This window comes from Luteibacter sp. 9135, assembly GCF_000745005.1.
Classification (GTDB): Bacteria; Pseudomonadota; Gammaproteobacteria; order Xanthomonadales; family Rhodanobacteraceae; genus Luteibacter.
The window spans coordinates 151,221-170,029 of record NZ_JQNB01000001.1 but is presented as its reverse complement, the minus strand read 5'-3'; the positions used below and the strand labels follow the sequence as shown (position 1 = coordinate 170,029).

Annotated in this window: 16 protein-coding genes; 8 read left to right on the top strand and 8 right to left on the bottom strand. The window is 67.5% G+C overall.

What is annotated here, in order from left to right; genetic code table 11:
- Positions 1 to 12: 12 nt before the first annotated feature.
- The 4 genes from FA89_RS00795 (at position 13) to FA89_RS00780 (ending at position 4,039) form a co-directional block, all read left to right on the top strand.
- Complete coding sequence (locus FA89_RS00795; RefSeq protein ID WP_036137211.1) at positions 13 to 1,506, top strand: leucyl aminopeptidase; 1,494 nt, start codon at positions 13 to 15, stop codon at positions 1,504 to 1,506.
- 10 nt (positions 1,507 to 1,516) lie between these two features.
- Positions 1,517 to 1,939, top strand: coding sequence for a DNA polymerase III subunit chi (locus FA89_RS00790; RefSeq protein ID WP_036137207.1), 423 nt, complete (start codon positions 1,517 to 1,519; stop codon positions 1,937 to 1,939).
- Positions 1,940 to 2,873: 934 nt separating this feature from the next.
- The gene (locus FA89_RS00785; RefSeq protein ID WP_036137204.1) at positions 2,874 to 3,179 is read left to right on the top strand and encodes a transposase; all 306 of its coding nucleotides are present in this window, start codon (positions 2,874 to 2,876) and stop codon (positions 3,177 to 3,179) included.
- Positions 3,170 to 4,039 carry an IS3 family transposase gene (locus FA89_RS00780; protein WP_185754475.1) on the top strand — a complete coding sequence of 290 codons (870 nt, stop codon included), beginning with the start codon at positions 3,170 to 3,172 and terminating at the stop codon, positions 4,037 to 4,039. The genes FA89_RS00785 and FA89_RS00780 overlap by 10 nt, the downstream gene beginning before the upstream one ends.
- Before the next feature lie 117 nt (positions 4,040 to 4,156).
- Here FA89_RS00780 and FA89_RS00775 read toward each other — a convergent pair whose 3' ends face one another.
- Positions 4,157 to 6,916, bottom strand: a complete 2,760-nt coding sequence (locus tag FA89_RS00775) for a valine--tRNA ligase (RefSeq protein WP_036137198.1) — start codon at positions 6,914 to 6,916, stop codon at positions 4,157 to 4,159.
- Positions 6,917 to 6,996: 80 nt separating this feature from the next.
- On the opposite strand from FA89_RS00775, the gene FA89_RS00770 reads away from it, so the two are divergent.
- The 3 genes from FA89_RS00770 (at position 6,997) to tsaB (ending at position 11,040) form a co-directional block, all read left to right on the top strand.
- Positions 6,997 to 8,910, top strand: coding sequence for an ATP-dependent DNA helicase (locus FA89_RS00770; protein ID WP_036137195.1), 1,914 nt, complete (start codon positions 6,997 to 6,999; stop codon positions 8,908 to 8,910).
- Between the two features lie 106 nt (positions 8,911 to 9,016).
- On the top strand, positions 9,017 to 10,354 hold the full coding sequence (gene creD / locus FA89_RS00765; protein ID WP_036137193.1) for a cell envelope integrity protein CreD: 1,338 nt from the start codon (positions 9,017 to 9,019) through the stop codon (positions 10,352 to 10,354).
- Positions 10,351 to 11,040 (top strand): tRNA (adenosine(37)-N6)-threonylcarbamoyltransferase complex dimerization subunit type 1 TsaB, encoded by a 690-nt coding sequence (tsaB, locus tag FA89_RS00760; RefSeq protein WP_036137190.1) that lies wholly within the window; start codon positions 10,351 to 10,353, stop codon positions 11,038 to 11,040. Before creD ends, tsaB begins: the two co-directional genes overlap by 4 nt.
- 25 nt (positions 11,041 to 11,065) lie before the next feature.
- Here the strand turns inward: tsaB and FA89_RS00755 are convergent, their stop codons facing one another.
- The 6 genes from FA89_RS00755 to FA89_RS00730 are packed head-to-tail and all read right to left on the bottom strand — an operon-like array spanning position 11,066 to position 16,000.
- Positions 11,066 to 12,277, bottom strand: coding sequence for a DegT/DnrJ/EryC1/StrS family aminotransferase (locus FA89_RS00755; RefSeq protein ID WP_036137187.1), 1,212 nt, complete (start codon positions 12,275 to 12,277; stop codon positions 11,066 to 11,068).
- Positions 12,261 to 12,659, bottom strand: a complete 399-nt coding sequence (locus tag FA89_RS00750; protein ID WP_036137184.1) for a DMT family transporter — start codon at positions 12,657 to 12,659, stop codon at positions 12,261 to 12,263. The genes FA89_RS00755 and FA89_RS00750 overlap by 17 nt, the downstream gene beginning before the upstream one ends.
- On the bottom strand, positions 12,656 to 13,015 hold the full coding sequence (locus tag FA89_RS00745) for an EamA family transporter (RefSeq protein WP_036137183.1): 360 nt from the start codon (positions 13,013 to 13,015) through the stop codon (positions 12,656 to 12,658). The genes FA89_RS00750 and FA89_RS00745 overlap by 4 nt, the downstream gene beginning before the upstream one ends.
- A 3-nt stretch (positions 13,016 to 13,018) precedes the next feature.
- Positions 13,019 to 13,867 carry an alpha/beta hydrolase gene (locus FA89_RS00740; RefSeq protein WP_036137180.1) on the bottom strand — a complete coding sequence of 283 codons (849 nt, stop codon included), beginning with the start codon at positions 13,865 to 13,867 and terminating at the stop codon, positions 13,019 to 13,021.
- 56 nt (positions 13,868 to 13,923) lie between these two features.
- Entirely contained in the window at positions 13,924 to 15,333 is a 1,410-nt protein-coding gene (locus tag FA89_RS00735) for a sensor histidine kinase (protein WP_051938434.1), read from the bottom strand.
- The gene (locus FA89_RS00730; protein WP_036137178.1) at positions 15,326 to 16,000 is read right to left on the bottom strand and encodes a response regulator; all 675 of its coding nucleotides are present in this window, start codon (positions 15,998 to 16,000) and stop codon (positions 15,326 to 15,328) included. The genes FA89_RS00735 and FA89_RS00730 overlap by 8 nt, the downstream gene beginning before the upstream one ends.
- Positions 16,001 to 16,272: 272 nt before the next feature.
- On the opposite strand from FA89_RS00730, the gene FA89_RS19040 reads away from it, so the two are divergent.
- Positions 16,273 to 18,090 (top strand): LTA synthase family protein, encoded by a 1,818-nt coding sequence (locus FA89_RS19040; protein WP_185754186.1) that lies wholly within the window; start codon positions 16,273 to 16,275, stop codon positions 18,088 to 18,090.
- A 21-nt stretch (positions 18,091 to 18,111) separates the two neighbouring features.
- Here FA89_RS19040 and FA89_RS00720 read toward each other — a convergent pair whose 3' ends face one another.
- A complete protein-coding gene (locus tag FA89_RS00720) occupies positions 18,112 to 18,777 on the bottom strand; it encodes an HAD-IA family hydrolase (protein WP_051938432.1) in 666 nt (221 codons plus the stop codon).
- Between the last annotated feature and the right edge of the window lie 32 nt (positions 18,778 to 18,809).

Below are 18,809 nucleotides of genomic sequence, written 5' to 3'. Positions count from 1 at the left end.
GGACGATTAGCTATGTCAGTTCAGTTCAGCCTCGGTTCCAGCGCTCCAGACTCGACCGCCACCCCGGTCGCGGTGGTCGGCGTTTACGAGAACGGTGTCCTGACCAGCGCCGCGGCGCGCATCGACACCGCGGCCCAGGGCGCGATCAAGCGCCTGGTCGAGGCCGGTGACATCACCGGCAAGGTCGGTAACCTGGTCACGCTGCTGCACCCGGCCGGCGTCGCCGCCGCCCGCGTGCTGGTGGTCGGCCTGGGCCCGCAGAAAACCTTCGACGCGGCCCGCTACCAGCGCGTCACCCTGGAAGCCGCCCGTGCCGTGGGCCGCCTGCCGGTCACCGAGGCCACCAGCTGGTTGCCCGAGGTCGAGGTCCCCGGCCGCGACGCCGCCTGGCGCGTCCGTGTCGCCGCGCTGGCCACCGATCACGCCGCCTACCGCTACACCGCCACGGTGAAGCCGCGCGACAAGGCGGTGCCCGAACTGGCCTCGGTGACCCTGGTCGGCCCCGCCGATGGCGAAGCCGGCCTGGCCGAGGCCCGCGCCATCGCCGAGGGCGTGCGCTACGCCAAGGAACTGGGCAACCTGCCGCCCAACATCTGCAACCCCGATTACATCGCCGACCAGGCCAAGGCCTTCGCCGACGCCCACGAAGGCGTGACCTTCGAAGCCCTCGATCGCGCCGACATGGAGCGTGAAGGCTTCGGCTCGCTGCTGGCCGTGGCCCGCGGCTCGGCCAATGCCCCGCGCCTGGTCATCCTGCAGTGGAACGGCGGCAAGGAAGGCGAGCGCCCCTACGCGTTCGTCGGCAAGGGCATCACCTTCGATACGGGCGGCGTCAGCCTCAAGCCGGGCCCGGGTATGGAAGAAATGAAGTTCGACATGTGCGGCGCCGCCGGCGTACTCGGCGCGTTCGTCGCCGCCGTGAAGCTGAAGCTGGCGGTCAACCTGGTCTGCGTGGTCCCAGCCGTGGAGAACATGCCGGACGGTGACAGCTATCGCCCCGGCGATGTGCTGACCAGCCTGGCCGGCATCACCATCGAGGTGCTGAACACGGACGCGGAAGGTCGTCTGATTCTCTGCGACGCGCTGACCTACACCGGCAAGCGCTTCGACCCGCACACCATGATCGACGCCGCCACCCTCACCGGCGCCTGCGTCGTCGCGCTGGGCAAGCATGCCAGTGGCCTGATGACCAAGGACGAATCGCTCTCCGCCGAACTGCTGGCGGCCGGTGAGGCCACGCTCGATCGCGCCTGGCGCCTGCCACTGTGGGACGACTACCAGAGCCAGCTCGATTCCGGCTTCGCCGACGTGGCCAACATCGGCGGCAAGTACGCCGGTGCGATCACGGCGGGTTGCTTCCTGGCCCGTTTCACCGAGGGCCGTCGCTGGGCCCACCTCGACATCGCCGGCACCGCGTGGGACGAAGGCCGCAAGGGCATGGCCACCGGCCGTCCCGTGCCGCTGCTGACCCAGTGGCTGCTCGACCGCGTCGCCGCGGCCGGCTGATCCCGCACCCATGCCGCGCGCCGACTTCTACCTGATCGACAAGCCGCGTTTCCGCGAGGATCCCCTGCTGCTGGTCTGCGAGCTGACCCGGCGCGCCTTCGGAGCCCAGCAGCCGACGCTGATCCTCACCCGCGACTTCGAGCAGGCCGAGGCCATCGACGAATACCTGTGGGCGTTCGACGAGAACGCCTTCATCCCCCACCAACTGGCGGGGGATGACGATGACGCCAACACCGCGGTGCTGATCGTGCCGCCCGGCGTGGAAACCGCCGACCGGCCGATGGTGATCAACCTGCGCGAGGTCTGCGCACCAGGGCAGTTCGACCGCGTGCTCGAGGTGGTCGCAGCGGATCCCGCCGAGCGCGAGGGCTCACGCTCGCGCTGGACCGAATACAAAAAAGCCGGCTTCGAAGTGAACAAGCACGACATGTAGGACCGCGCGATGTACCGGCATGACCGCACGATTTGCGGGTAGGAGCGCACGATGTGCGCGAAAAACCAACGAAGCGGTAAAGCGGCAAAGCCGTAAAGCCGAACCCCTCGAGCAAGAGCCGGCGGGTAGCCCCCTCGGTGCCACGCCTGCGGCGACCCGCTAAGGAAAGGCCGCTCCGCGGCCGTTTGTCTATTGCCCTTCGGGCCCGGGTCGGGCTTCGAACGGAGGTTTCCGATTCGCCATCCATGGCTCAGCGGAAACGGCCGGCCGTCCTGGCCGGCCCCCTTCGGGCTTTTTCCGTTCGAATCCCTCGCCTGCGGCTACCGGCCCCGAGGGGGCTACCCGCCGGCTCTTTCCAAGATTGAGGTGGGTTGTGACGCGAGCGGTCGCAGACGTGCACGGTATGGCGTCGCCGCTTTGTTGGCTTTTCGCCCACATCGTGGGCTCCTACCCCAGGGGTAGGGCAAGCCGTGGAATACCCAACGCATGATCCGCCGGCTGGGGGGGTAGGAGCGCACGCACGTGCGCGAACCCTGGACAGACCTAAGGCGACCGATGCCATGCAAAGCAGGCAAGCGAGCGTTCCCAGCAACGAAGCGAAACGCGGATCTTCGCTCTCCCCACACGCAACCTCAGTGCTGGAAAGAGCCGGCGGGTGCCACCCTCGGGGCCGGTAGCCGTAGGCGAGGGCATCGAACGGACAAGGCCCGAAGGGGGCCGGCCAGGACGGCCGACCATTTTCGCTGAGCCATGGATGGCGAATCGAAAATCCCCGTGCGAAGCCCGACCCGCCCCGAAGGGGAATAGAGATACGGCCGCGGAGCGGCCTTTCCTTGACGGGTCGCCGCAGGCGTGGCCACGAGGGTGGCACCTGAGCTTGCCCGGATTTGATGGACACCCATCGTGAGCCGTAAGGTTCGTTCAGAGGTGTCCCATGTCAAAAAGAATTCGTCGTCAGTTCACACCTGATTTCAAGGCCGGCGCGGTTGCCCTGGTCCTTGAGCGAGGTCAGCCGGTGTCTCGGGTATGCCGTGACCTGGATCTGGTCGAGAGTGTCTTCAGGCGCTGGATCGAGAAGGTTCAAGCCGGTTCTGGAGCGCCTTCGCGATCGCCCCCCGCCGTTCCGCTGACGGCCGAGCAGGCCGAGATACAGCAGCTTCGACGCGAGAACGAGATCCTGCGGATGGAGCGTGACATCCTAAAAAAAGCGACGGCGTTCTTCGCCAAGGAATCGAGCTGAGATGCCGGTTTATCGAAGCGGAGAGCGCGTCGTACTCCATCGTGGTCCTCTGCCGGCTGCTCGAGGTGGGTCGCAACAGCTTCTATGCCTGGCGGCATCGCCAAAAGCATCCGAGCCCCCGCGTGCTTCGTGACCGCCAGCACCTGGCGCAGCTGAAGCAGTTGCATGAGCGCAGCCGAGGGCTTTACGGCAGTCCCCGGCTATGGCATCTGGCTCGTGAGCAGGGGCTGAGCCTGGGGCGCCATGCGACCGCCCGCTTGATGCGCCAGGGCGGTCTCGTCGGGCGCAGCTGGCGTACAAGCAAGGCATCACGACGGGCCGCCACGGTGTCCGCGGTGGCCGATAACCATGTTGATCGATGCTTCACCACGGCCGCGCCTGATCAGGTCTGGGTAACGGACATGACACAGTTCGCCACGCAACAGGGTCCAATGTATCTGGCCGTCGTGATCGATCTGTACGCCCGGCGAGTGATTGGCCACGCAACGGCTGCGACTATGCATACCGACTTGCCCTTGCAGGCTTTGCGCATGGCCGTAGGCCAGCGCGGTTCGGCGCAGGGAGTGCTCCATCACTCCGACCAGGGCAGTCAGTACACGAGCGCGGCCTATCAGGCCGAACTCGCTCGACTGGGTATGCGGGTAAGCATGAGCCGGCGCGGCGAGTGTTGGGACAACGCGGTGGCTGAGAGCTTCTTCAGTACGTTGAAGTGCGAGATCGCAGCCCCACGCCGCTACGCCTCGATCGAGGAGGCACGCCACGTGGTTTTTGAATACATCGAAGTGTTTTATAACCGGCAGCGCTTACACTCGACCAACGGCTATCGATCGCCTGCGGCGACCGAAGCTGCTATCCCATAACTTGAGTGTCCATTAAACCGGGGCAAGCTCAACCCGCCGGCTCTTGCTCCAAGCCGCCGGCTCTTGCTCCAAGCTCCCGGCTCTCGCTCCAAAGCCAACCCTCCTAGAGCCAGCCGCTCAACCCCCCAGCTTCCTAGCCTGTTCCCGCATCGCATCCGCCTGCCGTGTCCAGTCGGCGATGCGCTGGCGCTCCTGCGCCACCACCTCGGCCGGCGCATTGGCGACGAAACTGGCATTGCCCAGCTTCCCTTCGCACTTGCGCACCTCACCCTCGATGCGTGCGATCTCCTTGGCCAGGCGCGCTTTCTCCGCACCCACGTCGATCAGGCCTTCCAGTGGGATCAACGCACGCATGCCGCCCACCACGGCGGCGGCTGCGGCAGGTTCTTCACCGTCGACCCAGACAGGCGTTTCCACGCGGCCGAGGAACGCGATCTGCGCAGCGAACTTGGCGGCGCGTGCGCGATCGGCCGCATCGCCGTCCGCGAACAGCAGCGGGATGACTTTGCCCGGGGCGATGTTCATTTCCGCACGGATACGACGCACGCCGGTCAGCACGCCCTTGACCCATTCGATCTCGGCCGTGGCGGCATCGTCGCCTTCGATATCGGCGGCTTCCGGGTAGGGGCGCAGCATGATCGTGGTGCCCTCGATACCAAGCAGCGGACGCACGTGCTGCCAGATTTCCTCGGTGACGAAGGGGATCATCGGATGCAGCGCGCGCAGCAGCGTTTCCAGCACGTGGACCAGCGTGTAGCGGGTGGAGGCGATGGCGGCGGCGTCGGTGCCGGCCAGCGCGGGCTTGGACAGTTCGAGGAACCAGTCGCAGAACTCGTTCCAGGTGAACTCGTAGAGCGCCTGCGCGGCGAGGTCGAAGCGGTACGCGGCGAGCTGTTCCTTCACCATGGCCAGCGTGTCGCGCAGGCGGGTGAGGATCCAGCGCTCCGCCTCGGTCGCCGGGGGCACGGGCGCGATACGGGCATCTTCGCCGAGGTTCATCAGCACGAAGCGCGAGGCGTTCCACAGCTTGTTGACGAAGGCCTTGTAGCCGCCAGCGCGCTCCAGGTCGAACTTGATGTCGCGGCCGTGCGTGGCCAGCGAGGCGAAGGTGAAGCGCAGCGCGTCGGCGCCGAAGGCGGGGATGCCCTCTCCGAATTCCTTGCGCGTGGACTTCTCGATCTTCTCGGCCATCTTCGGCTGCATCAGGCCGCGGGTGCGCTTGGCCAGCAGGTCGTCCAGGCTGATGCCGTCGATGATGTCGAGCGGGTCCAGCACGTTGCCCTTGGACTTGGACATCTTTTGGCCGTCCTTGTCGCGGATCAGGCCTGTGACATAGACGTCCTTGAAGGGCACCTCGCCGGTGAAGTGGTCGGTCAGCATGATCATCCGGGCGACCCAGAAGAAGATGATGTCGAAGCCGGTGACGAGCACGCTGGACGGCAGGTAGCGGTCGAAGCCCAGTTCGGCCTGGCGCTCGGGGTTGGGCCAGCCCAGCGTGGAATGACTCCACAGTCCGGACGAGAACCAGGTTTCCAGCACGTCGTCGTCGCGGCGCAGCGCGCCGGTGTAGCCCTGCGCGGCAGCCTTGGCGGATGCCTCGGTGTCGTCGCGGGCCACGATGACGCTGCCCGTGTCGGTATACCAGGCGGGGATGCGATGGCCCCAGGTCAGCTGGCGGCTGATGCACCAATCCTGGATGTTGCCCAGCCAGTGGCGGTAGGTGCTGATCCAGTTCTCGGGCACGAACTTCACGTGGCCCTGCTCGACCAGTTCCAGGCCGCGGGCGGCCAGGGTGTCCATCTTCACGAACCACTGCCAGGTGAGATACGGCTCGATGACCTGCCCGCTGCGGTCGCCGCGCGGCACCTGCAGCTTGTGCTTCTTCGTTTCAACCAGCAGGTCTGCCGCTTCCAGGTCGGCAAGCACGGCCTTGCGCGCGACGTAGCGGTCCATGCCGCGGTATTTCTCCGGCGCGGCGTCGTTGATGGTCGCCTCGTCGGTGAAGATGTTGATCATCGGCAGGTCGTGGCGCAGGCCGACCGCGTAGTCGTTGAAGTCATGCGCGGGGGTGATCTTCACGCAGCCGGTGCCGAAATCCTTCTCGACGTAGTCGTCGGCGATGATCGGGATCTGCCTGTCGGACAGGGGCAGGGCGAGCATCTTGCCGACCAGGTGCGCGTAGCGCTCGTCGTCCGGATGCACGGCCACGGCGGAGTCGCCCAGCATGGTTTCCGGACGCGTGGTGGCGACCACCAGCTCGCCCGAGCCATCCGCCAGCGGATAGCGGATCGACCACATGGAGCCGTCTTCTTCCTCGCTGACCACTTCCAGGTCGGAAATCGCGGTTTTCAGCACCGGGTCCCAGTTGACCAGCTTCTGGCCGCGGTAGATCAGGCCTTCCTCGGAGAGGCGGACGAAGGTCTCGACCACCGCTTCGGACATGCCCTCGTCCATGGTGAAGCGCTCGCGCGACCAGTCGCCGGAGACGCCCAGTCGGCGCATCTGCCGGCCGATGGTGTCGCCGGATTCCGCTTTCCATTCCCACACGCGGGCGATGAACGCTTCGCGGTCGAAGTCCGAGCGCTGCTTGCCCTCGGCGTTGAGCTGGCGGGTCACCACCATCTCGGTGGCGATGCCGGCGTGATCGGTGCCCAGCTGCCACAGGGTGTCGTAGCCGCGCATGCGGTGGTAGCGCACCAGCGTGTCCATCAGCGTGTGCTGGAACGCGTGGCCCATGTGCAGGGTGCCGGTCACGTTGGGTGGCGGCAGCATGATCGTGTACGGCGTGCCCTTGCCGGACGGCTTGAAGCAGCCGTCGGCTTCCCAGCGGGCGTACCACTTCGACTCGATCTGGCTGGGCTCGAAACTCTTGTCCATGTGTGGGCTCTCGGATCGCGCCGCGAAGGGGCGCGCTTTTGGAAGACGAAAAGACGGCCATTGTAGGCGATACTTGGCGGATGACTGAACCGGAAGTGGCCGCGATCCTCGGCGCGGAGGGCCCCTTTGCCCGTGAAGTACCGGGATTCGCCCCGCGCGAGGCCCAGCAGCGCATGGCCGAGGCCGTGTCCACGGCGATCGCCGAGCGCGACGTGCTGATCGCCGAGGCCGGTACCGGCACCGGCAAGACGTTCGCCTACCTTGTGCCCGCCCTGATGTCGGGGCGCAAGGTCATCGTTTCCACCGGCACCAAGGCCCTGCAGGACCAGCTGTTCTTCCGCGACCTGCCGCGTGTCCACGCCGTGCTGGGCAGTCGCGCCCGGACCAGCCTGCTCAAGGGGCGGGCCAACTACCTGTGCCTCTACCGGCTGGACCAGTCCGTCCGCGAGGGCAACCCCGACCGCCAGCTGGCCTCCCAGCTTTCGGCTATCCGGGCGTGGTCGGCCCGCACGCGCTGCGGCGACCGCATGGAAATGGTCGATATCCCCGAGGACTCCCCGGTATGGCCGCGCGTCACCTCCACGCCGGAAAACTGCCTGGGCACGGAGTGCGCGTTCTTCGACGACTGCCACGTGGTCAAGGCCCGGCGCGATGCGATGGAGGCCGATATCGTGGTGGTCAACCACCATCTGCTGATGGCGGACCTGGCCCTCAAGCAGGACGGCTTCGGCGAACTGCTGCCCGGCGCGGACGCGTTCATCCTGGACGAGGCCCACCAGATCCCGGAATTGGCGGGCCAGTTCTTCTCGCAGAGCGTCAGTGCCCGGCAGATGACCGACCTGGCCCACGACGCCCTGGCCGAGGCGCAGGGCGTCACCGGTGCCACCAGTCAGTTGCTGGAGCCGGTGGAAGCCGTGCAGGATCTGATCCGGCGGCTGCGCCTGGCCATGGATCCCTTGCCGCCCAAGGGCCCCTTCGGCGCGCTGGACCGCGACGGCGCGGTGCATGGGCTGTTGACGGAGCTGCGCGACCTGATGGCGGCGCTGTCCGATCTGCTCGGCGCGTTGGGCGAGCGCTCGCGTGGGCTGGCCAACGTGTTCGAGCGGGCGCAGATGCTCAGCCTCCGCCTTGATCGCATCGCGGAGGAACACTCGGCCAGCGACGTGCGCTGGTACGAGACGTTCCCCCGCGGCTTCGCGCTGCACGCGACGCCGCTGGACCTGGCATCCCCGCTGCGTGCCATGCGGGCGTCCACCGATGCGGCCTGGATCCACACCTCGGCCACGCTGTCGATCGCGGGCGATTTCGGCCATTTCGCCCGCCAGTTGGGCATCGAGGACCCTCGCACGCTGCACGTCGACAGTCCGTTCGACTATGCGCGTCAAGCGCTCGCCTACCTGCCCAAAGACCTGCCCGACCCCGCAGCCCGCGATTTCACCGACAAGGTGGTCGCGGCGATCCGTCCGGTGCTGGACGCCTCGGACGGTCGCGCGTTCCTGCTGTTCACCTCGCACCGTGCCTTGCGCCGGGCGGCGGAGTTGCTGGAAGGCCGCGTGCCGTGGCCGCTGTTCGTGCAGGGCAGTGCGCCTCGCCATCGCCTGCTGGAGGAATTCCGGGCCAGCGGCCGTGGCGTGCTGCTGGGCGCGGCCAGTTTCTGGGAGGGCGTGGACGTGGCCGGCGAGGCATTGAGCGTGGTGGTGATCGACAAGCTGCCGTTCGCCATGCCGGACGATCCGGTATTGCAGGCGCGCCTGGAAGCCCTCGACGAAGCGGGCATCAATCCGTTCATGGGCTGGCAGGTACCCACTGCCGTGATCGCGTTGAAGCAGGGCGCAGGCCGCCTGATCCGCGACGTCAACGACCGCGGCGTGCTGGTGCTGTGTGATCCGCGCCTGAGCACCAAGGGCTATGGCCGACTGTTCCTCGCCAGCCTGCCGCCGATGCCGCGCACACGCGAGCTGGCCGACGTCACCGCGTTCTTCGCGGCTACCTGACGCCTGCGTTTCGCCCGCGTTTGCCTCCGTAAGGCCACGGCGCGGACGCGTCCACCGCCCCGGTTGCCCCGACCATCGCCGTTACTGTCGATGAAGGAGAACGCCGATGTTGCGCTGGACGCAGACGATCACCGCCAAGGTCCTTGGTATCGGGCTGTTGGCCCTGCTCATGCTCATTCCCCTGACCCAGGCCGACGGGCTGGTGCGCGAACGCCAGTCGATGCGTGACACGGCCGCACTGCGCGTGGCCGATGGTTGGGGTGGCCCCCAGACGATCGGCGGTTTCGTGCTGGCCGTGCCGACGCACAGCGAAACCCGTGACGCCGAGGGCAAGCTCGTCGGCAGCCGCAACGATACCGAGATCGTGCTGGCGGACGAGCAGAGCACGACCGCCAACCTGACCGTCGAGAAGCGCCGGGTCGGCATGTACGAGGTGCCGGTCTACACCGGCGACGTGACACTCGGCGGGCGCATCCTTCCCGACGACCTGCACCGTTTCGCCGACGAAAGCGGCGTCACGTGGTCGATGGATCGCGCGGAATTGCGGCTGCTGATCGCCGACACGCGGGGCTTGCAGCACATCGCCACGGCCATCGTCGACGGCAAGCCGGTGCGGCTGGCCTCGTCCACCGCCCGCCTCGGTCCCTACACGGTCTTGTCCGTACCCATCGCGATCGACCCCGCACGCCGTACGCCCCTGGATTACTCCGTGACGCTGCGCATCGCCGGCACGGAATCGTTCTCGGCGCTGCCGCTGGCGCGCAACAACAGCGTGAGGATCCGCTCGCCCTGGCCGGACCCCAGCTTCATCGGCGCGCTGCTGCCGGGCACGCGCCATGTGGACAGCCGCGGTTTCGACGCGTCGTGGCAGGTGCTGGACCTCAATCGCGCCTATGGCCAGCACTGGAGCGCGAGCGACGACGACGTGGGCAAGCGCCTGGAACCCTCCGCCATCGGCGTCACGCTCTACCAGCCGGGCAGCGTGTATCAACAGAACGACCGCGCCGGCAAATACGGCCTGTTGTTCATCGCGCTCACCTTCGTCGCCTTCTTCCTCTTCGAGGTGCTGCGCGGCCTGCGCCTGCATCCGGTGCAATACCTGCTGGTGGGCGCAGCCATGACCAGCTTCTACGTCCTGCTGCTGGCGCTTTCCGAGCAGATCGGTTTCGGACCGGCGTATGCGGTGGCATCCGCCGCGGTGGTGCTGATCGTCGGCGGCTACGCGTTGGCCGCGCTGCAGGCCCGACGCGCCGGACTGACCCTCGGCGGCGTGCTCGCACTGGTTTACGCCATACTGTACGGCCTGATCGGCGCGGAACAGTACGCGTTGCTCATCGGCGCGGTGGTACTGGTCGCGGTGGTCGCCGTGCTGATGTACCTGACCCGCCGGATCGACTGGTACGCCCAGGGCGTACCCTTCAACCCCACTCCGGATACGCCATGAACTTCCTCGCCATCGAAACCTCCACGGAAGCCTGTTCCGTCGCCCTGGTCCACGGTGATGTCGTGATCGCGCGCAGCGAGATCGCGCCCCGGCGGCACGCGGAGCTGGTGCTGCCCATGGCGGACGAACTGCTCGCCGAGGCCGGCCTGAAACGCGAAGCGCTCGACGGCATCGCCGTGGGGCGTGGCCCGGGAGCCTTCACCGGCGTGCGGCTGGGCGTGTCGCTGGCCCAGGGCATGGCGATGGCGCTGGATATCCCGGTGGTCACCGTGTCGTCGTTGCAGGCCCTGGCGCTGGAAGCGCCGGAAGACGATGCGGCCATCCTTTCGGTGATCGACGCGCGCATGGGCGAGATTTACGTCGCCGCATGGCGCCGCGAAGACGACGGCAGCGTGACAGCGATCGACCGCGAACGCGTGGATACGGCGGCGGCGCTGGTGTTGCCCGAGGCATCGGCCTGGCACGTGGTGGGCAGCGGCTGGGCAACGTACGAAGCCTTGCTGCGGGAACGTATCCCCGCGCCGATCCGTTCGGCGGACGGTGCGCGCTTTCCGCAGGCGCGGCATGTGGCCGAAGTGGCGGCGCCCCTGTTCCGCGCAGGCAAGGCCGTGGCGCCTGAGCTGGCGCTGCCGGTCTACCTGCGCGACAAGGTGGCACTGACGCTGGTGGAGCAAGGCAAGGCCTGAGGCAGCGCGGAGACGTCGCGCGCGCTCAGCGCGTGACCAGCACCGCCTCGATCACCGCGCATACGTGCTCGAAGCACGCGTCGTCCAGCCACAGGCTGTTGGTGATGGTCAGGGTGCGTGCGGCGAAGTCGCGCGCGTGCGGGATGTCGTCGGCGCCGGGCATGGCCTCGAGGTAGTCGTAGTCGGGCAGGGCATGCACGAACATGCGGGCCACGCCGTGGCGCGATGCCCACAGGCGCTTCAACACCGCGTCGCGCGAGGCTTCGTCGGGCAGGCGCAACATCAGGTACGGCCAGGTACCGCCTTCGTCCGTGAACACATGTACGCCGGGGATCGACGCGAGCGCCGGTAGCCGTGCCACGGCCTGGGCACGCGTGGCGTCGATGAACCCGGGCAGCCGCGCGAAGGCACGCGCGCCGACCGAACGGCGCCAGCGTCCCACGCGATGCAGCGGGAAATCCGCATGGAAGTCCTCGCCGGCGGCGCCGACCAGGTCGCCGCGACGCAGGGCGCGACGCATCGACCGACCGTAGGCCAGGCCCATGCCGGCCGGCCGGTAGAGCGCCGCGTAACCCGCTAGTTCCAGCGAGCGGCGGATCTCCCAGCCCGGGTGCCAGCGCACGACGCGATGCGAGGCGCGCCGGAAACGCTCGCGCCACGCGTCGTCCTGGGCGACCAGCAGGCCGCCTTCGAAGATGGACAGGCCCTTGCCCGCCGCCAGGCTGTAGAAGCCGACGTCGCCCAGCGTGCCGGCAAAACGGCCGTCGATGCGCGCGCCCAGCGCCTGCGCCGTGTCCTCGATGGTGAGCGCACCCACGGCGTGGGCGATGGTGTTGGCGCTGGCGACATCGGCGGTGCGTCCGCCCAGGTGGGTCGGCACCACGGCCAGGGTCTGCGGGCCGCAGGCTTCTTCCAACCGCTGGGGGTCCATGTCGAAGCCACCGGGCAGCAGGTCGACCAGCCGCGGCACCAGCCCGGCGCGCCGGATGGCCAGCGGCACCAGCGGGCAGGTGAAGGCGGGAATGGCCACTTCGCGCCGCGGGCGAGCGTATTCGGAAAGCGCGGTGAGGGCCACGGTGAGCGCCGCGGTGCCGGAGCATTCCAGCTGGGTGTCTTCCACGCCCAGCCACGACGCGGCAAGCGCCGTCAGTGGCGCGCGGACATCGCCGCCGAAGTCGGCCATGCCCAGCGGGAGCCCTGCCGTGGGCGGGGTCTCGGGATCAGGCCGGAACCACATCGGGCACCGTTCCGTCGCCGCGCTCGGCGAAGGCCAGGCAGACGATGCCGGCCACGATCGCCACGGCGCCCGCGATCTGCGTGGGCGTGACCGGTTCGGCGAACACCCACCAAGACAGCAGCATCACGCTCACCACTTCCAGGTGGGAGGCGGCGAACGCGGGGCCGATCGGGGCATGCTTGAGCAGGCTCATCCAGGTCAGGAATGCGCCGATGTAGCCGACCACGGCGCCGTAGATCCAGGGATGGGAGAACACGCGGGCAACCCACGCCGTGCTCATTTCCACCGGCAGCGCCTGCGTGCCGGCGATCTTGAAGCACACCAGGTTGAGCGTGTCGAAGGCCAGCAGCAGGCCGAAGCCGATCAGGTAGAAGCGTTTCACGAGCCGGCTCCCACGATGGCGACGCCGGCGGCGACCAGCAGGATGCCGGTGACGCGCAGGGGGCTGAGGCGTTCGCGGAACAGCACGCGCCCGGCGATCATGATGGCCACGATGTTGATGGAGCCCAGCAGCACGCCCTCGGACAAGGGGACCAGTGACAGGAAGGCGATCCAGACGAGGAACTCGGCCACGTAGCAGCCGATGCCGGTCCAGATCCACGGGCGCGCCAGCATGTAGCGCCAGCGTGCCAGGCCGTCACCCGCGCGATCGTCGCCGGCGGCTGCCTTGAACGCCAACTGGCCGCCGGTGTCCAGCACGACGTTGGCGATCCACAGCGCCAGCACCAGCCCGTGCATGGCTCAGGCCGCCATGCGCGTGGGCCGCGCGTCGCGCGCGATGCGGCCGAAGAAGTCGGCCGTCCGTTCGATCAGCATGCGGCGTTCGCGGTCGATCGTGATCATGTGGTAGCTGTCGCCCAGCAGCAGCATCTCGATCGGACCGCGCACCCGCCGGGCCACCAGGTCGGCATTGGCCACGCTGGCCACGTCGTCTTCCGCGGCGTGCGCCACGAAGCAGGGCGCCGTGACCTCGGGCAGGCGGCGACGCACGTCGCGCGACAGCTCCACCATCTCGGCCAGGGCGTGCCACGGGTTGCCGGGCAGGCCCGCCGCCGCGCTGTCGCCGGAGAACATGGCGCTGCTGACCTGCGCGCGCAGGCGCTCGTCGCGGATGCCGTAGGGCGGCTGTTCGATGAAGCTGCGATGGCGACCGATGCCCATGCGCTTGAACCAGGGCAACAGGAAGGAAAGCTTGCCGGTCCAGCCGATGGACCAGCCGTCGTAGCGGAAGGTGGCGCCGAACACGCCCACGCCATCCACCCAGGTGGGCTGGACGGCGGCGAGCCGCAGGGCGAGCACGGCGCCCATGGACAGCCCGGCCACGAACAGGCGGTCGACCCGGCCGCGCAGTTCGTCCGCAGCCGCCTCGACGCTGGCGTACCAGTCCTGCCAGCTGGTCTCGAGCAGGTCTGCCTCGGTGCCGCAGTGCCCGGCGAGGCGCACGCCCACGACGGTGAAGCCCGCGCGGTTGAGGCCCTTGCCGACCATGCGCATCTCGGCGGGGGTGCCGGTGAGGCCGTGGATCAGGAGGACGCCGTCGCGCCCGCCTTCGAAGTGGAATTCCGTCGGGTGGCTCACACCTGACCTCATCGGGTCGTTACTGTTGGCTGCATCGTGCCCCAGCGTGGTTTCAGCCGGCTTTCCGGTCACGCGGCGGGCAGGGCGGGGAAGCGTAGCTCGACGCGCAGGCCACCGGCGGCGGCGTGCATGAAGCGCACCCGCGCAGCGTGGCGCTCGGCGATGCTCTCCACGATGGCCAGTCCCAGCCCCGTGCCGTCCTCGTCGGTTCCGGGTACCCGGAAGAAACGTTCGCCCAACTGTTCGAGGAACACGTCCGCCACCCCCGGGCCGTCGTCGTCCACCGCCAGCACGATATCGTCGCCGTCGCGCGTGGTGGACACGGTGACGCTGTGCCCCCGGCCTGCGTAGTGGAAGGCGTTGTCCACCAGGTTGTCGATCACCTCCTGTACCTGCAGGGCGTCGCCGCGGACGTCGAGGGGCGCGTCGGATCCCTCGTAGCCCAGGTCCACGCCCAGGCCGAGTGCCTGGTGCACGCGCACGGCCACCGACTCGGGCACGATCACGGCCAGGTCGATGACCGACATGCCGTCGTGGTCGGGCAGGTCGGGCGACTGCGTACGGGTGAGCGCCAGCAACTGCGCCGAGGTACGGGCCGCGCGCGCGGCGAGCCGGTGCACGTGGCGCAGGGCCTCGTCACGCTGGGCGGGGTCGGCGATCGCCTCGTAGCGCTCCACGTGCAACTGGATGCCGGCCAGCGGCGTGCGCAGCTGGTGGGCCGCGTCGGCGATGAAGCGCTCCTGCAGGCCGATCATGTTGCGCATGCGCGCGAACAGGTCGTCGATGGTACGGGTCAGCGGCAGGATCTCGATCGGCACGTCTTCCTCGCCGATCGGCCCGAGATCGTGGCCACGTCGACCCAGCCGCGCCGTCAGGGGCTCCAGCACGCCCAAGCCATGGCTGACCCCCAGCCACACCAGCGACAGCACGGCCACGATCAGCAGGGCCTCGATGGGCAGGGTCAACAGCAGGATCTCGCGTGCGCGGGCATGTCGGTCGCGCAGGTTCTCGGCCACCGTGATGGTCAACACGTCGCTGTCGTCGTGGCGGTTGGGCACGCGCATGATCGCGCCGCGCAGCGGCCGGTGGCCCAGGAAGGTGTCGTAGAGCAGGGGCGGGGCGTCGGTGGCTACGGGTTCGCCGGGGCCTGCAAGGTCGGCGTTGCCGATCATCCGGCCGTGCCGGTCGCTGATCACCGTGTAGTAGTTACGCCCGTCCGGGTCGTATTCCAGCAGGAAGCGAGCCTGTGCGGTCAGTTCGCCGCGCAGCGCGTCGTTGCCGATCATCTCGGACAGGGTAAGTGCCGAATCGGACAGGTCGGCGTCGTGGACACGGTTGGAGTAGGCCAGTGCCACGAAATACGCGACCACGGCGTCCAGCAGCAAGACGCCCAGCACCGGCACGAGCAGGAAGGTCAACAGGCGTCGACGCAGACTCGGCCGGGCGGAGCGTTGCGTCGCATGACGCCGTTCAGGCATCCGCTGATTCTTCGAGTAGGTAGCCCAGGCCACGGATGGTGCGCACGTTGGTACCCGACCCGTGCAGCTTGCGCCGCAGGCGGTGCAACGCGATGTCCAGCCCGTTGTCGGTCAGGTCCTCGTCCCAGTTGCACAGCGCCTCGACCAGTTGGGCGCGGCTGGTGACCTTGTCCGCACGCGTGGCCAGGGCCTCGATCAGGCCGAACTCGCGGGCCGTCAGGTCCAGCGGTGCCTCATCGATCCAGGCACGGTGGCCGGGGATGTCGAGCCGCAGGCGGCCGATACGGAACTCCGGCGTGCCCTTGCTGGTGCGGCGACGCAGCAATGCACGCACACGGGCGTCGAACTCGGCCAGCGCGAACGGCTTGACCAGGTAATCGTCGGCACCCAGGTCGAGCACCCGCACGCGTTCCTTCAGGCCCTCGCGGGCCGTGATCACCAGTACCGGCAGGATGGCGCCCCGTTTGCGGGCGCGGGCAAGCACGTCGCTGCCGTCGAGCAGGGGCAGGCCCAGGTCGAGCACCAGCAGGTCGTAGTCGTGGTCGCGCAGGGCGTGGTCCGCACTGGCCCCGTCGGGCACATGGTCGACGGCGTGTCCGCCCTGTTCGAGGGAGGCCCGCACGGCGGCGGCGATGGCGGCGTCGTCTTCGGCAAGGAGTATGCGCATGGTGGGCAAGGATACGCTGGGGAAGGGACATGCGCACGTTGTCTCGACAGGCTTTCCCGGTGCTTTCCGCACCCGAGCCGTGGCGTCCGATCGCCATACCGGTGCATGGCCATTCATGTTCGTGCCGGTTTTGTTTATATGCAATGATCCTGACTCCAACGAGGGGCACGACCGATCCGTACGATTCGGACGAGTGACGCTTCCTCCCGAGGCAGGTTGGGGGATTTGATTTGCTGAAGCGATACCTGGGCCTTTACGTGGCCGGCCTTTATATGGCCTATATCTTTGAGTTGTTCGGTTTCGTGCACCTGCCCGACCGAGGGTCCATCGGGCACGATGTTTTTCGACTGATCGCTCCCCTCGTCGAGTTGGGGATCGCCTTCCTCGTCATCGCCTGGCTGATCAGGACGCGCCCTGGCGCCAGCCCGTGGCGACGCTGGCTGGCATTCGTGGCGGGTCTTCTGGTGGCGTGTATCGTCGGCCTGGTCTATGGCGCGCAGATCGTTTCGCTGCACATGTCGGATAATTTCATCACCGTGCTGGCACTTGAAAACGGTGGCGAGGGCAGGCTGGTACGCGGAACCAGCCTCTACGCGATCATGGCGGCCGCCGTCGCGTGGTGGCTCTTGTTCGCAGTGAAGGCCGTTGTGCGTCGGGCATGGGGCAACGACGCTCCGGTATTCAAGCGAGGGGCAGCCGCCACCTTGCTGCTCCTGCTGGCACTCGCGGCGTTGCTCTCACGCTACCAGGCAGGTAGCGGTCGCCTCGAGGTCGGATATCGCCAGACGCCGATGGCGTCACTCCTGTACAACCTGATCGCGGTGCAGAAAAGCTCCCGGCTCGTCGCCTCCGGTCGCGCGCCGGGTTCGGCGCTGGAACTGAGCACGCTTGCCGTCGACGACTACCCCTTTCAGCGTCGCACGATCTATCGCTCACCGCTGCCGTTTTCCTCGAAGGGGACGTATGCGGGCCCACCGAATGTGGCCGTGATCTTCATCGAGGGATTTTCGGCGCGCCTGATCGGTGCCTACGGCGGAAACTATCCGGGGCTGACCCCCAATATCGACCGGCTGGCCGCCAAGTCGATGCGTGTCGACAACTACTTCAACCATACGGCCGCGACCTATCGGGCGCTGCAGGGCCAGCTCGATTCGGGATACCCGGAAGCCGGCGGCAAGGGTGAGAATGTCTCGTGGGACGGCGACAAGAGCATCGGGCATCTTGTCCGCGTACGCTACCAGACGGTGCCGCGTCTATTGCGTGAGGCGGGCTATCGAAGCTATTTCTTCTCGCCACACCCGGATGTCATACCCCTCAATACCATGATCGCGGCCATTGGGTTCGACACGGTCTTCGATTACGAGCATGCGGTGAAGCTCTCGCCGCGTTACGGTGAGAACCCGATCCAGGGCTCGTTGAACGATACCGCGCTGTTCGACGAGATGATTGGCTTCTTCAGGGCGAACGAGAAGGATGCCGGCCAGCGGCCCATGTTCGTCGGAGCGTACAACATCGGTACGCATGCCTTCATGGATCGCGTCGATGGGGCGGTTCCGTATGGCGACGGGACCAACCATGTGCTCGACCGGGTTCACGATTTCGACCTTGCGCTGGGGCGCTTCCTGGACTACTTCTTCGCCAGCCCCTACACGCGCAACACCATACTGATCCTCACGGCAGACCATGCGACGTATCCTGAGCCGGCCTATCGTGAACTCATGGACCCGAGCTACAAGCCGTATTTCGTGGACCGCATTCCGCTGATCGTCTACGACCCCACGCATGCCTTGCCTCCGACTTACGATGCCTCGGGCCGCACTTCGGTGGACTTCGCTCCCACACTGATGCAACTGCTGGGAATCCGGAAGGCCGGCAACAGCTTCCTGGGTACCACGTTGTTCGAACCTTCCGAAGAGCGATTCGGTTTCGCCGCGATCGGTAACGATTTCCTTGCCACCGACAGGCATACCGTCTACGCGGAAGCGGAACTTCCGGAGATATACAGAGCGGAATTCGAGCGACGCAAGGCGGCCGTACAGCTGTACTACCGCCTTGAGCGGGAAAACCGGATATTCGATTCGCAGCACTGACGACCGTGTGTACCGAGATATTCAGACCACGCGCAACGAGACGACGCCGTCCGCGTAGCCCTCGACGCGCAGGGCGGTGAGGTCGGTGATCCACTCCACGTCCGCGTCGATTTCCTCGGGATGGTCGCCCGCGATGGCGATGACCCTCGCACCGGCGGCACGCCCCGCGTCGATGCCTGCGCGGGCATCCTCGAACACCAGGCAATTCTCCGGTGCGGCACCCATGCGTGTCGCGCCCAGCAGGTAACCCTCCGGATGCGGCTTGCCCTCGGTGACGATCTCGCCGGTGACCATGCGCGGGGGCGGCACGATGCCGGCGGCGCCCAGGCGTACCGTGGCGAGGGTGGTGTCGGCCGAGGTCACGATCGTCCAGGTTTCCGGGTGCAGGGCCGCCAGGAGATCGAGCGCGCCGGGGATGGGCACGATGCCGTCGACGTCGTTCACTTCCTCGTTGTACAGCCGCTTGTAGACGGCATCCACGTCCATGCCCGGCGTGGCGAACATGCGCACGGAGTCGAGCATGCGTACGCCGTGCAACCTGGGCAGGACGACATGCCAGTCGAGGCCGTGCTCGTCGCACCAGCGTTTCCATATCCTCTCGACCAGCACGCGCGAATCGATCAGCGTGCCGTCCATGTCAAAAAGCAGGGCGCGGGTCTGAATGAGCGTACCCGGTTCAAGTCGCATGATGCCTCCGTAGGGGAATTGGCTTGCCACCT

Bases quoted from the DNA above. Each gene is read 5' to 3' on its own strand.
- FA89_RS00795 (WP_036137211.1), top strand. From the start codon at position 13: ATGTCAGTTCAGTTCAGCCTCGGTTCCAGCGCTCCAGACTCGACCGCC.
- FA89_RS00790 (WP_036137207.1), top strand. From the start codon at position 1,517: ATGCCGCGCGCCGACTTCTACCTGATCGACAAGCCGCGTTTCCGCGAG.
- FA89_RS00785 (WP_036137204.1), top strand. From the start codon at position 2,874: ATGTCAAAAAGAATTCGTCGTCAGTTCACACCTGATTTCAAGGCCGGC.
- FA89_RS00775 (WP_036137198.1), bottom strand. From the start codon at position 6,916: ATGGACAAGAGTTTCGAGCCCAGCCAGATCGAGTCGAAGTGGTACGCC.
- FA89_RS00770 (WP_036137195.1), top strand. From the start codon at position 6,997: ATGACTGAACCGGAAGTGGCCGCGATCCTCGGCGCGGAGGGCCCCTTT.
- creD (WP_036137193.1), top strand. From the start codon at position 9,017: ATGTTGCGCTGGACGCAGACGATCACCGCCAAGGTCCTTGGTATCGGG.
- tsaB (WP_036137190.1), top strand. From the start codon at position 10,351: ATGAACTTCCTCGCCATCGAAACCTCCACGGAAGCCTGTTCCGTCGCC.
- FA89_RS00755 (WP_036137187.1), bottom strand. From the start codon at position 12,277: ATGTGGTTCCGGCCTGATCCCGAGACCCCGCCCACGGCAGGGCTCCCG.
- FA89_RS00745 (WP_036137183.1), bottom strand. From the start codon at position 13,015: ATGCACGGGCTGGTGCTGGCGCTGTGGATCGCCAACGTCGTGCTGGAC.
- FA89_RS00740 (WP_036137180.1), bottom strand. From the start codon at position 13,867: ATGAGGTCAGGTGTGAGCCACCCGACGGAATTCCACTTCGAAGGCGGG.
- FA89_RS00735 (WP_051938434.1), bottom strand. From the start codon at position 15,333: ATGCCTGAACGGCGTCATGCGACGCAACGCTCCGCCCGGCCGAGTCTG.
- FA89_RS00730 (WP_036137178.1), bottom strand. From the start codon at position 16,000: ATGCGCATACTCCTTGCCGAAGACGACGCCGCCATCGCCGCCGCCGTG.
- FA89_RS19040 (WP_185754186.1), top strand. From the start codon at position 16,273: ATGGCCTATATCTTTGAGTTGTTCGGTTTCGTGCACCTGCCCGACCGA.
- FA89_RS00720 (WP_051938432.1), bottom strand. From the start codon at position 18,777: ATGCGACTTGAACCGGGTACGCTCATTCAGACCCGCGCCCTGCTTTTT.